The sequence below is a fragment of the Bacillus cereus group sp. BfR-BA-01316 genome (assembly GCF_022664195.1).
In the GTDB taxonomy this organism is placed as follows: Bacteria; Bacillota; Bacilli; order Bacillales; family Bacillaceae_G; genus Bacillus_A.
Map to the genome: position 1 here is coordinate 71,131 of NZ_JAKUGX010000016.1, position 13,881 is coordinate 85,011.

A 13,881-nucleotide genomic window follows, 5' to 3' on the forward strand; every position below is an offset into this window, starting at 1 on the left:
ACATTCATTGAGAAATGCAAGATGTAAAATGAGATATTTTCAGAAAAATATTGAGAAAAGAAAAACTGTAGATGAAGAAATCTGCAGTTTTTCTTTTTGAATTTCAAAAAAGATGCGAAGGAATTATGGATTTAATTTTTAATTAAAGCACTTTTTAAAGATTATAGATGCAATCTTATATAGAAACGTAAAAATACTTTATCTGAAAAATAAAAAAAGATTGACAAGTATATTGAGAAACATTATCATTTCGGTGCGGATAAAGAAAATGAAAATCATTATCAATTGGTGAATTTGTTTTCTTTTCTATGATTATGTAATAAAAAACATACTTGACCAATTAGTTTAGTAAGTGTATTATTTTTTACATCATCAGTGATAATGAAAATTGTTATCATTTATGTTGTTTGATTAGATAATTTTTATATGAAAGGATAGAGGAGATGAACTTAGAGGAATTTGAAGGGAAAACCGTTTTAGTAACAGGTGCAGCCCAAGGTATAGGTAGTGTTGTAGCAAAAATGTTTTTAGAAAAAGGAGCTACAGTTATTGCAGTTGACCAAAATGAAAAAGGACTTAATATGCTTTTAGATGATTATAAAATAAATGAACTGCGTATTAAGACATTTCATTTAGATGTGAGTGATAGCGTTGCTGTTGAAGAGCTAGTCAATCATATTGAAAATGACCTAGGTCCTATAGATATATTAATAAATGTTGCAGGGGTATTACGTATGGGACCAATTTACTCTTTAAGTGACGAAGATTGGAATAAAACATTCTCTGTAAATACTACAGGCGTTTTCTATATGTCCCGAGCAATAAGTAAACATATGATGTTAAGGAAGTCAGGGGCAATTGTTACAGTAGGTTCAAATGCGGCAAATACTCCGAGAATGGAGATGGCTGCGTATGCTGCATCAAAAGCTGCAACGACGATGTTTATGAAATGTTTAGGGTTAGAACTTGCAGCATACAATGTTCGCTGTAACATAGTTTCTCCTGGTTCTACTGAAACTGAAATGCAAAGATTACTATGGGCTGATGAGAATGGAGCTGAAAATATAATTGCTGGTTCTCAAAATACATATAGACTCGGAATTCCGTTACAAAAAATTGCACAACCTTCAGAAATTGCTGAAGCAGTATTGTTTTTAGCTTCAGATAAAGCGAGTCATATTACAATGCACAATTTATGTGTCGATGGCGGAGCTACATTAGGAGCTTAATAAAAAATTCAGGAGGTTATTATACTATGAATGAACTTACAGCCGTAAAGGAACTGTCAGAAAAACTTTTAGAAGCATATAAGACTGAATCTTCATTCTTTTTCGCTTCACCAAATCGAACGATATTGACAGAAGGAGCGTTTACTACAGTAAAACATAGTGAAATCGAAAGCTTTCCAGAGCTTGTAAAGGCGGTATTAAGTAATGCCAAACAAGATGGAAATCCAAATCCTATCGTTGTAGGTGCTTTGCCATTTGATCGTAGAAAAGAAGTTCAACTTATCGTACCGGAATATAGCAGAATTTCCGATTGTTTACAATTAGAGGTAACTAATCAGATTGAACCAAATGAGGAATTGACATTTGAAATGACACCCGTTCCAGAGCCTGAAGCTTATATGAATGGTGTGAAGCAAGGGATTGAAAAAATTCAGGACGGAAATTTAAAGAAAATCGTTCTATCTAGATCGTTAGATGTTAAATCTTCCGAAAAGATTGATAAGCAAAAACTTCTTCGAAAATTAGCAGAGCATAATAAGCACGGCTACACATTTGCTGTTAATTTACCGAAAGATGAAAACGAGAAAAGTAAGACGTTAATTGGAGCAAGCCCTGAATTGCTCGTTTCACGTAGGGGTATGCAAGTCGTTTCTAATCCATTAGCTGGTTCAAGACCACGAAGCGAGGACCCAGTAGAAGATAAAAGAAGAGTAGAGGAATTACTTTCTTCTCCAAAAGATTTACATGAACATGCGGTAGTAGTTGAAGCGGTTGCCGCTGCGCTTCGTCCGTACTGTCATACATTACACGTTCCAGATAGACCATCAGTTATTCATAGTGAAGCCATGTGGCATTTGTCTACAGAAGTGAAAGGTGAACTTAAGGATCCAAATACTTCTTCTTTAGAATTAGCAATTGCTCTTCATCCTACGCCAGCAGTTTGCGGAACTTCAATGGAAGAAGCGAGAGAGGCTATTCAAAAAATTGAGCCATTTGACCGTGAATTCTTTACAGGAATGCTAGGATGGAGCGATTTAAATGGAGATGGCGAATGGATTGTTACAATTCGATGTGCTGAAGTGCAAGAGAATACACTTCGTTTATATGCAGGTGCTGGAGTTGTTGCTGAATCAAAGCCAGAAGAAGAGTTAGCAGAAACATCAGCTAAATTCCAAACAATGTTGAAAGCTTTAGGGTTAAGTGATAGCTCAGTGAATGAAAAGTAGGGGGGAAGAAAGAATGTTAGCAGGTTATACGGAATGGCCAAAAGAATTTGCAGATCTTTATCGAGAAGAAGGATGTTGGCTTGGAGAAACATTTGGTTCGATGTTAAGAGAACGCGCTGAAAAACATGGAGATCAAATTGCGATTGTAAGTAGTAATACACAAATAACCTATAGTGAACTTGATAAAAAAGTAGATCGCTTAGCTGCAGGTTTACTGAATTTAGGAATAAAGCAAGAGGATCGAGTTGTAATCCAATTACCTAACATTATAGAGTTTTTCGAAATATGTTTTGCACTATTTCGAATTGGAGCGCTTCCTGTTTTTGCACTACCTTCACATCGAAGCAGTGAAATTAGTTATTTTTGCGAGTTTGGTGAGGCGAGCGCTTACGTTATTTCAGATAAGGTACTTGGGTTTGATTACCGAAAATTAGCAAGAGAAGTGAAAGAAAAAGTTCCTACTGTACAACATGTAATCGTAGTAGGGGAAAAAGAAGAATTTGTGAACATAAATGAACTTTACATGGATCCGGTTTCATTACCAGAAGTTCATCCGAGTGATGTTGCGTTTCTCCAATTATCAGGAGGGACAACAGGACTTTCAAAATTAATTCCTAGAACACATGATGACTATATTTATAGTTTACGTGTTAGCGCTGAAATTTGTAATTTAAATGCAGAAAGTGTCTATATGGCAGTTCTTCCAGTAGCACACAATTATCCGCTGAGTTCTCCTGGAACGTTTGGAACTTTCTATGCGGGTGGAAAAGTAGTGTTGGCAACTGGAGGTAGTCCAGATGAGGCATTTGCTCTTATCGAAAAAGAAAAAGTTACGATTACCGCTCTCGTACCACCATTAGCAATGATTTGGCTTGATGCAGTTGATTCGCGTACCAAAGATTTATCGAGCCTACAAGTACTTCAAGTAGGTGGAGCGAAATTTAGCGCTGAAGTTGCAAAACGAATACGCCCTACATTCGGATGTACGTTACAACAAGTGTTCGGTATGGCAGAAGGATTAGTAAACTATACAAGGTTAGATGATCCAGAAGAAATTATTATTCATACACAAGGTAGACCGATGTCTACATTCGATGAAGTAAGAGTTGTTGATGAAAATGATAAGGATGTTAAGTCTGGTGAAGTAGGTAGTTTATTAACACGAGGGCCATACACAATTCGTGGCTATTATAAAGCGGAAGAGCATAATGCAAGATCATTTACAGAAGATGGTTTTTATCGCACAGGTGACCTTGTGAAAGTAAATGAACAAGGTTACATCATTGTAGAAGGAAGAGATAAAGATCAAATTAACCGTGGTGGTGAGAAGGTTGCTGCGGAAGAAGTTGAAAATCATCTGTTAGCACACGATGCAGTACATGATGTAGCTATTGTATCTATGCCTGATGATTATTTAGGAGAGCGTACTTGTGCTTTTGTTATCGCTCGTGGACAAGCCCTAACTGCAAATGAATTAAAAATCTTCTTAAGAGAACGAGGCATTGCGGCTTATAAGATTCCCGATCGAATCGAATTTATTGAATCATTCCCGCAAACGGGTGTTGGAAAAGTAAGTAAAAAAGAATTACGTAAAGTCATTGCTGAAAAACTTATTATAGTAAAACAATAATGAAAATCGGAAGGAAGTGATTAGATGGCTATCCCATCTATTTCAGTATATAAAATGCCAGTTGAATCAGAACTACCAAAAAATAAAGTAAATTGGACACCGGATCCGAAACGTGCAGTTCTTCTAATCCATGACATGCAAGAGTATTTTCTTGATGCATATAGCGATAAAAAATCGCCAAAGGTAGAACTAATTTCAAATATTAAGGTGATAAGAGAAAGATGTAAGGAACTTGGTATACCAGTTGTTTATACTGCACAACCTGGTGGACAAACGTTAGAACAACGAGGGTTATTACAAGATTTTTGGGGTGACGGTATTCCTGCTGGACCGGATAAAAAGAAAATTGTCGATGAACTTACTCCTGATGAGGATGATATATTCCTAACAAAATGGAGATATAGTGCATTTAAAAAGACGAATCTATTAGAAATTTTAAATGAACAAGGACGAGATCAACTCATCATTTGCGGTATTTATGCGCATATTGGCTGCCTTTTAACAGCTTGTGAAGCGTTTATGGATGGTATCCAGCCATTCTTTGTAGCAGATGCAGTTGCTGATTTTTCACTAGAGCATCATAGACAAGCATTGCAGTATGCATCTAATAGATGTGCAGTAACGACATCAACAAACTTACTATTAAAAGATTTACAAAGTTTAAAAGGTGCTGAGAGTGAAGGAATCACTTTACAGGAAGTGCATGAACTAGTTGCACAACTACTCCGTGAGCCAGTAGAGAGTATTGAAGTGGATGAAGATTTATTAAATAGAGGACTTGATTCGGTCAGAATTATGAGTTTAGTAGAGAAGTGGCGTCGCGAAGGGAAAGAAATCACTTTTGCAGATTTAGCAGAACGTCCAACAGTTGCCGATTGGTACCGTGTATTATCTTCACAAGCAGCACAGGTGCTGTAACAAATAGACTACATAATAAAGGGGTAGTAAAGAATGCCTAACAGTCAAAAGATTCGTCATTCGTTATCATCTGCGCAGTCTGGTATGTGGTTTGCGCAACAATTAGATCCGCTTAATCCGATTTATAATACTGGGGAATATGTAGAAATAAACGGAACGATTAATCAAGAAATTTTCGAATTAGCTGTACGTAAAGTTGTAACAGAAGCAGAAGCACTTCATGTTCGTTTCGAAGAGGATGAAATTGGCCCATGGCAAGTTATTGAGGAATCGTCAAAGTTTCATATGCATTTTATTGACGTTCGTAAAGAAAAAAACCCTGAAGAAGTTGCTAAGGTATGGATGGAAAATGATTTATCTATGCCTGTGGATTTAAAAGAGGATAAATTATTTACTGAAGTACTTATTCAAGTTGAAAATAATCGTTTCTTTTGGTATCAGCGCATCCATCACATTGTGATGGATGGCTATGGATTTTCACTTCTTAGCCAAAAGGTAGCGAATGAGTATACATCACTTATAGAAGAAATAAACAAGAATGAAAAGCCATTTGGTTCTCTTGCAAAAATTGTACAAGAAGATAATGAGTATCGTGAATCTAAACAATTTCAGGAAGATCGTACTTTTTGGCTAGAAAAGTTTGCAGATGAACCGGAAGTTGTAAGTTTAGCAGAACGAGCGCCGAGAACATCAAATGGATTTTTACGAGAAACTGCTTATTTATCAAATGCTAGTACGAAAACTTTACTAGAAGATATCAATATTTCGTTAACGAGTTGGCCCGAATTTGTTGTAGCCGTAACAAGTATTTATATGCATAAATTAACAGGTGCAAATGATATTGTTTTAGGTTTACCGATGATGGGGCGTCTAGGTTCTGTATCTATTCATACACCTAGCATGGTAATGAATTTAGTTCCACTTCGTCTAAAGTTAACTCCAAATATAACTTTTGCAGAATTAATACAGCAAGTTTCTGAAGAAATTCGAGATATACGTCGTCATCATAAATATCGTCATGAGGAATTAAGAAGAGACTTAAAGTTACTAGGTGAAAATCAAAGGTTGTTTGGGCCGTTAGTGAATGTTATGCCTTTTGATTACGGGCTTAACTTTGCTGGGAATCGTGGTATTACACATAATTTATCAGCAGGACCTGTCGATGATTTATCGATAAATGTATATAAGCGCTTCGATGAAAATGAGTTAATGATTCATTTTGATGCGAATCCGGAAGTATATAGCGATACGGAACTAGCATTGCATAAAGAAAGATTTATGAATTTATTAGAATTAGTGATAAATAATTATCACAAAGACGAGCCGATTGGAAAAATAAACATTACTCTTCCTGAAGAAAATCATAAAGTTTTATTGGAATGGAATGAAACTAAGAAAGCTGAAGAGCTAATTAATCTACCTATATTATTTGAAAAACAAGTACAAAAAAATCCAAATAAAATAGCAGTTACTTGTAACGGGATAAAACTTACGTATAAAGAGCTAAATGAACGAGCGAATGAATTAGCAACCTATTTAGTAGAAGAAGGAATACAAGCAAATCAGTTTGTAGCCTTAGTATTTCCAAGATCAATAGAAATGGTAGTTAGTATGCTAGCAGTTCTAAAGACGGGTGCAGCGTATTTACCGATAGATCCAGAATACCCAGCCGAGCGAACTAATTATATAGTAAATGATGCAAATCCGGTTTGTATCATAACACATTCATCTGTTTCATCTACTTTAGTTATAGAAAATGATATTAAAAAAATCATATTAGATAGCGAAGAAACGAAAATAGCGTTAAAAACATATTCTCATATGAATATACCATTTAAAAATGATGAATCACTTTTAAACCCAGCGTATACAATTTACACTTCAGGATCAACAGGGAAGCCAAAAGGTGTAATTGTTCCTATGAAAGGTTTAAGTAACTTCTTATTAGCTATGCAACATACGCTTTCATTTAATGAAAACGATCATTTATTAGCAGTTACCACGTTTGCGTTTGATATTTCTGCTTTAGAAATTTATTTACCTCTTATTAGTGGTGCAAGTATAACAATTGCTCAAAAAGAGGTAATCCAAGAGCCTTCGGCGTTAGCGACACTTTTACAAGAAGAAAGAGCGACAATTATGCAAGCTACACCGACGTTGTGGCAGGCGTTAGTAACTGAATCTCCAGAGAGGTTACAAGGGTTAAACGTGCTCGTTGGTGGTGAAGCACTTCCAGCACATTTAGCACATAAATTAATAGAATTAGGTTGCTCTATTACAAACTTATATGGACCAACTGAAACGACAATTTGGTCTACTTTCATGAACATTGATGAAAGTGAAAGTGGTATACCTCCTATTGGAAAGCCAATTTGGAATACAGAATTGTATGTATTGGATGCAGGGTTACAACCAGTTCCACCTGGAGTTATCGGTGAATTATATATTGCAGGCAAAGGGCTTGCGAACGGATATTTAGGAAAACCTGAGTTAACAGCTGAACGGTTTGTTGCAAATCCTTATGGAGAACCAGGAGCACGTATGTACCGCACAGGTGATCTTGTGAAATGGCGTAACGATGGTGTGCTAGAGTACATTAGTCGTGCAGATCATCAAATTAAAATTCGCGGTTTCCGAATTGAATTAGCTGAAATTGAAACGGTATTACAACGACATGAAAATATACAACAAGCGGTAGTAATGGTACGAGAAAATCGTCCAAATGATAAACGAATCATTGCGTATATCGTTGCCGAGGAGAAGGAAACGATTAATCTTTCAGAAATTCGTTCTTATGTTTCAGAAAGTTTAGCGAATTATATGGTACCATCAGCATTTGTTGTGCTAGAAGAATTACTGTTAACGCCAAATGGTAAGCTTGATAGAAAGAGATTACCTGCTCCTGATTTTAATGGAATGAACAATGAGAGAGTTGCTAGAAATCCGAAAGAAGAAATATTATGTGATTTATTTGCAGAAATACTTGGTGTTTCGCGAATTAGCATTGATGATAATTTCTTTGAAATGGGTGGTCATTCGCTTCTTGCATCTCGTTTAATGACAAGAATTCGTGAAACGTTAAGTGTGGAATTAGGAATAGGGAAACTATTTGAATCGCCAACTGTTGCTGAATTAGCGAAACAATTGGATCGTGCAAAAAGCGCAAGACCAGCTATTAAGAAAGTAAGTAGACCAAATGAAGTTCCACTCTCATTTGCACAGCGCAGATTATGGTTCTTAAATTGTTTAGAAGGTCCAAGTCCTACTTATAATATTCCGTTAGTCATTCGTATGTCTGGAAATTTGAACGAGGAAGCAATGCAAGGTGCCTTTTATGATGTAGTTGAGAAACATGAAACACTTAGAACGATTTTCCCGAATTCACTTGGCAGTTCATATCAAAAAATTCTAGAAATGGATAAATTGAATTTAAAAATGATTATAACAAATACATGTAAGGATGAATTAGAAAGTACACTGTCTGAAGCTGTAAGATATAGTTTTAATCTTGATATCGAACCAGCAATTCGTTTGCAACTTTTTAAAGTGAGTGAAAACGAACATGTATTACTAATTCTTTTACATCATATTGTAGGAGATGGATGGTCATTACAACCGTTAACGAGAGACTTTACAGCGGCTTATAAAGCACGATGTCAAGGTGACAAAGTTCAGCTGGAGACACTTCCAGTACAATACGCAGATTATTCACTATGGCAACAACAGTTATTAGGTGATGAAGCTACACCAGAGAGTCTTATTTCAACACAATTAGATTTTTGGAAAGAGGAACTAAAAGGTTTACCAGATCAAATGGAGTTACCTACAGATTTTCAGCGTCCAATTGAAATGAGTTATCGTGGTGAGACAATTCATTTTCATGTAGATGAAAATATGCATCGTAGGTTAGTAGAGCTTGCACGTAAAAACGGGGTTAGTTTGTTTATGGTGTTGCAAGCGGGACTAAGTGCGCTATTTACAAGATTAGGTGCTGGAACTGATATACCAATTGGCAGTCCGATCGCTGGAAGAAACGACGATGCACTCTCGGATATAGTCGGTTTATTTGTAAATACATTAGTGTTACGTACAAATACTTCAGGAGATCCAAGTTTTAAAGAATTATTAAATAGAGTGAAGCAGGCAAACCTTGCTGCTTATGAAAATCAAGATGTTCCATTTGAACGACTCGTTGAAATGTTAAACCCAGTACGTACTCGAAATAGTCATCCGCTGTTTCAAGTTATGTTAGCTTTCCAAAATACGCCAGAAGCAACGTTTGATGTACCAGATTTAGAAGCAAACCTTGAAATTCAAAGCGTTGGTTCTGCAAAATTTGATTTAACATTTGAGATTAGTGAAAGTACTGGAGCTGATGGTACGCCAAATGGCTTAGACGGTTTATTGGAGTTCAGTACTGATTTGTATAAACGTGAAACGGTTCAAAAACTAATAGAACGATTCATTCTGTTATTAGATGATGCGGCAAAACATCCGGATCAATCAATTGGCAGATTAGAAATATTAACTTTAGCAGAGCGAACTACAGTTTTAGAAAAGTGGAATGGTGGTTTTCAAATTGTACCTGAAATGACATTGCCACAATTATTTGAAAAGCAAGCCCATGTAAGTCCAGATTCTATTGCTGTCGTCTTTGAAGATACAACGCTAAGTTATGAAGAGTTAAATAGAAAAGCGAATAAAATTGCTCGTTTGCTAATAGCAAAAGGAGTCGGTCCTGATCAACTCGTTGCTTTAGCGATGCCGAGATCTTTAAATATGGTTGTAAGCTTACTAGCTGTTCTTAAAGCTGGTGCGGGATACCTTCCATTAGATCCAGATTACCCGTCAGATCGTATTTCATTTATGCTACACGATGCGAAACCATCATGTATTTTAACAAATTCAGATGTGGACATTGATTGTGATGAGGAACTAAAGATTTTAGTTGATAATGTGAAAGTAATAGAAGAAATAGAGAAATACAGTGAAGACAATATTGAGGATATGGAGCGCATTAAGGCTTTATCTCCTTCACATATTGCTTATGTTATTTATACGTCAGGCTCAACAGGTAGACCGAAAGGCGTTATGATACCTCATCAAAATGTAGTAAGACTTTTAGGAGCAACAGATCATTGGTTCCAATTTGACGCGGACGATGTGTGGACGATGTTCCATTCATACGCTTTTGATTTCTCGGTTTGGGAAATTTGGGGACCTTTATTATACGGAGGACGCCTTGTTGTCGTGCCTCACAATGTAAGTCGTTCACCGAAAGAATTTTTACACCTTCTTGTTAAGGAAAAGGTTACTGTTTTAAACCAAACTCCATCAGCGTTCTATCAATTGATGCAAGCAGATCGTGAAAATGAAGAGATTGGTCGAAAATTATCTTTACGATATGTTGTTTTTGGAGGAGAAGCACTTGAATTAAGTCGATTAGAGGATTGGTATAGTCGTCATCCTCATAACGCACCGAAGCTTATTAATATGTACGGTATAACGGAGACGACGGTACATGTTAGCTATATTGAGTTAGATGAAAATATCGTCTCTTTACGAGCAAATAGTTTAATTGGGTGCAGTATACCCGACCTTAAAGTATACGTGTTAGATAGCTATTTACAACCAGTGCCACCAGGAGTAGTTGGAGAAATGTATGTTGCTGGTGCAGGGCTCGCTCGTGGATATTTAGGAAGAGCAGGATTAACTGCTGAACGTTTTATTGCAGATCCATTTGGTAAGCCAGGTACAAGAATGTATCGTACAGGAGACTTAGCGCGCTGGCGTCAAGATGGGACGTTAGATTATATAGGACGTGCAGATCACCAAATAAAAATTCGTGGATTCCGAATTGAATTAGGAGAAATAGAAGCGGTAATGATGAAACACAATAAAGTTGAACAAGTAGCTGTTATTGTACGGGAAGATCAACCAGGGGATAAACGATTAGTTTCTTATATCGTCGCATCAAATAATGAAACGATTGATACGAATGAAATGCGTCAGTATGCTGGAGGTAGTTTGCCAGATTATATGGTTCCATACGCTGTTGTAGTAGTAAATGAGTTACCTTTAACTCCAAACGGTAAATTAGATAGAAAGGCATTGCCAGCTCCAGAATTTATTGCATCATCTTCTAGCCGTGGACCAAGAACACCGCAAGAAGAAATACTATGTGACTTGTTTACAGAAGTTTTAAGTGTGTCTCAAATTGGAATTGATGACGGATTCTTTGATCTTGGTGGTCATTCACTTCTTGCAGTACAGCTTATGAGCCGCATTAAAGAGGCACTTGGAGTTGAACTGAATATTGGAACTTTATTTGCAGCACCTACTGTTGCAGGGCTTGCTGAAAGACTTGAAATGGGGAATGGTCAAAGTGCACTTGATGTGTTACTTCCATTACGAGCAAGCGGAGACCAATTACCACTATATTGTGTACACCCAGCAGGTGGATTAAGTTGGTGCTATGCAGGACTTATGAAATCTTTAGGAACAGATTATCCAATCTATGGTGTACAAGCACGTGGTATCGCTAAAAATGAAGAACTTCCAAAAAGCTTAGAGGAAATGGCGGCGGATTATTTAAAACACGTTCGTGAAGTACAGCCTCACGGACCATATTGTTTACTCGGTTGGTCGCTTGGAGGAAATGTTGTTCATGCAATGGCGGCGCAACTACAAAATGAAGGAGAAGAAGTAGAATTACTCGTTATGCTTGATTCTTATCCTGGTCACTTCTTACCGAATACGGAAGCGCCTACTGAAGAAGAAGCGTTAATCGCATTACTTGCTTTAGGTGGATATGATCCAGATAACATGGATGGTAAACCACTTACTATGGAAAGTGCGGTTGCAATACTTCGCAAAGATGGAAGTGCATTAGCAAGTCTTGAAGAAGAGACTATTTTGAACTTGAAAGAAACATATGTAAATTCGGTAGGGTTGTTAGGGAAATACGTACCGAAAGTTTATAACGGGGATATTTTATTTTTCAGATCTACTGTTATACCAGACTGGTTTGATCCTATTTCTCCAAATACGTGGCTAAATTATTTAGATGGAGATATCGTGCAACATGATATTGATTGTAGACATAAAGATTTATGTCAGCCAGGTCCGCTTACAGAAATTGGACAAGTGCTAGCGAAATATTTGCAGAATAAGAAAGGGGTAAGTAGAGTATGACGAATCCATTTGAAAATGATAATTACACATATAAAGTATTAATGAATGAGGAGGGCCAGTATTCTCTCTGGCCTGCCTTTCTCGATGTACCTATTGGATGGAATGTTGTGCATGAAGAAGCTGGTAGGCAGGTTTGCTTAGAATATATTAATGTTAACTGGAACGATTTAGAGCCGGAAAAAAATCAAATTAGCGAAAAAGTATTAGTAGGGAAACAATAATGAAAGCAAAAATAAATCCAAAAGTAGTTGTAAGTATCGTTTATATAACAGCGATGTTTATGGCTGCGATGGATGCAACGATTGTGAATGTAGCACTGAAAATGATAAGTAAAGAACTACAAGTACCTCCTTCTGCAATGGGGACAGTAAATGTTGGATATTTAGTTAGCTTAGCTATTTTCCTTCCGATTTCCGGTTGGCTAGGAGATCGCTTTGGTACGAAAAGAGTATTTCTAACTGCTCTTTCCGTATTTACAATTGCATCTGCATTATGCGGGTATGCAAATGATATTACTTCATTGAATATTTTTCGTATCATTCAAGGTGCTGGTGGCGGGCTTTTAACACCGGTCGGGATGGCGATGTTATTCCGAACATTTTCACCAGAGGAAAGACCGAAAATATCACGTTTTATCGTATTACCAATTGCTGTGGCACCAGCGATTGGACCAATTATTGGCGGTTTCTTTGTAGATCAAATGTCTTGGCGCTGGGCATTTTATATTAATCTACCGTTTGGTATCGTTGCATTGCTATTTGGTCTTCTATTTTTAACAGAGCATGTTGAAAAATCAGCTGGTCGCTTTGATTCTCTCGGTTTTGTTCTTTCAGCACCAGGATTTGCGATGCTCATCTATGCACTCAGTCAAGGGCCATCAAAAGGTTGGATTTCTCCAGAAATAATTAGTACTGGGATAGCTGGGATTGTATTACTTACATTGTTTATTATTGTAGAACTTAAAGTAAAGCAACCGATGTTAGATTTACGCTTATTAAAAGAACCGGTCTTTAGAAAAATGAGTCTTATTTCGTTGTTTTCATCAGCTGGTTTACTAGGAATGTTATTTATTTTTCCGCTTATGTATCAAAATGTAATAGGAGTTTCCGCGCTGGAATCGGGTCTTACTACATTCCCAGAGGCGATTGGATTAATGATTTCTTCACAGATTGTGCCATGGTCATATAAGAAATTAGGAGCTCGAAAGGTAATCTCTATTGGATTAATAAGTACGGCGGTTATATTTGTTTTATTAAGTTTTGTAAATCATAATACAAATCCATGGCAAATACGGGCATTATTGTTTGGCATAGGTATTTTCTTAGGGCAGTCTGTAGGAGCAGTTCAATTTTCTGCTTTTAACAATATTGCACCACCTTCTATGGGAAGAGCAACTACTATATTCAATGTGCAAAATCGATTAGGATCTGCAATAGGAGTTGCTGTTTTAGCTAGTATACTATCTGGTTTTGGAAGTAATAATGTACAGAATAATGCTCAATCAGATTTCTTGCCATATCAAGCGGCATTAATTGGATCAGCAATATTTTTACTCATAGCATTACTATTTTCTTTACGTATTTCCGATATAGAGGTAATGTCAAAAAAGAATAAAAAGCCGTTATCTGTATTACAAAAAGAGAAAGAAGTTGTAAATGAATGAGTTGCAGCATGCTGATACTCT

7 protein-coding genes are annotated in these 13,881 nt (G+C 36.7%); all 7 read left to right on the forward strand.

Annotated elements, in window-relative coordinates; translation table 11 throughout:
• Positions 1–443: 443 nt before the first annotated feature.
• The 7 genes from dhbA to MR071_RS14115 are packed head-to-tail and all read left to right on the forward strand — an operon-like array spanning position 444 to position 13,860.
• Positions 444–1,229, forward strand: coding sequence for a 2,3-dihydro-2,3-dihydroxybenzoate dehydrogenase (gene dhbA, locus MR071_RS14085; RefSeq protein ID WP_242236503.1), 786 nt, complete (start codon positions 444–446; stop codon positions 1,227–1,229).
• Positions 1,230–1,255: 26 nt separating this feature from the next.
• Positions 1,256–2,455 (forward strand): isochorismate synthase DhbC, encoded by a 1,200-nt coding sequence (gene dhbC / locus MR071_RS14090; RefSeq protein WP_242236504.1) that lies wholly within the window; start codon positions 1,256–1,258, stop codon positions 2,453–2,455.
• A 13-nt stretch (positions 2,456–2,468) separates the two neighbouring features.
• On the forward strand, positions 2,469–4,085 hold the full coding sequence (locus MR071_RS14095) for a (2,3-dihydroxybenzoyl)adenylate synthase (RefSeq protein WP_242236506.1): 1,617 nt from the start codon (positions 2,469–2,471) through the stop codon (positions 4,083–4,085).
• Positions 4,086–4,109: 24 nt separating this feature from the next.
• A complete protein-coding gene (locus MR071_RS14100) occupies positions 4,110–5,003 on the forward strand; it encodes an isochorismatase family protein (RefSeq protein WP_242236509.1) in 894 nt (297 codons plus the stop codon).
• Positions 5,004–5,036: 33 nt separating this feature from the next.
• Positions 5,037–12,197: an amino acid adenylation domain-containing protein gene (locus MR071_RS14105; RefSeq protein ID WP_242236511.1), complete on the forward strand. Its 7,161-nt coding sequence runs from the start codon at positions 5,037–5,039 to the stop codon at positions 12,195–12,197.
• Positions 12,194–12,418 (forward strand): MbtH family protein, encoded by a 225-nt coding sequence (locus MR071_RS14110; RefSeq protein ID WP_242236513.1) that lies wholly within the window; start codon positions 12,194–12,196, stop codon positions 12,416–12,418. Before MR071_RS14105 ends, MR071_RS14110 begins: the two co-directional genes overlap by 4 nt.
• The gene (locus MR071_RS14115; RefSeq protein ID WP_242236515.1) at positions 12,418–13,860 is read left to right on the forward strand and encodes an MDR family MFS transporter; all 1,443 of its coding nucleotides are present in this window, start codon (positions 12,418–12,420) and stop codon (positions 13,858–13,860) included. Before MR071_RS14110 ends, MR071_RS14115 begins: the two co-directional genes overlap by 1 nt.
• Positions 13,861–13,881 lie beyond the last annotated feature (21 nt).

Excerpts from the sequence above, each read along its gene's own strand:
- dhbA (WP_242236503.1), top strand. The coding sequence starts at position 444 with ATGAACTTAGAGGAATTTGAAGGGAAAACCGTTTTAGTAACAGGTGCA.
- dhbC (WP_242236504.1), top strand. The coding sequence starts at position 1,256 with ATGAATGAACTTACAGCCGTAAAGGAACTGTCAGAAAAACTTTTAGAA.
- MR071_RS14095 (WP_242236506.1), top strand. The coding sequence starts at position 2,469 with ATGTTAGCAGGTTATACGGAATGGCCAAAAGAATTTGCAGATCTTTAT.
- MR071_RS14100 (WP_242236509.1), top strand. The coding sequence starts at position 4,110 with ATGGCTATCCCATCTATTTCAGTATATAAAATGCCAGTTGAATCAGAA.
- MR071_RS14105 (WP_242236511.1), top strand. The coding sequence starts at position 5,037 with ATGCCTAACAGTCAAAAGATTCGTCATTCGTTATCATCTGCGCAGTCT.
- MR071_RS14110 (WP_242236513.1), top strand. The coding sequence starts at position 12,194 with ATGACGAATCCATTTGAAAATGATAATTACACATATAAAGTATTAATG.
- MR071_RS14115 (WP_242236515.1), top strand. The coding sequence starts at position 12,418 with ATGAAAGCAAAAATAAATCCAAAAGTAGTTGTAAGTATCGTTTATATA.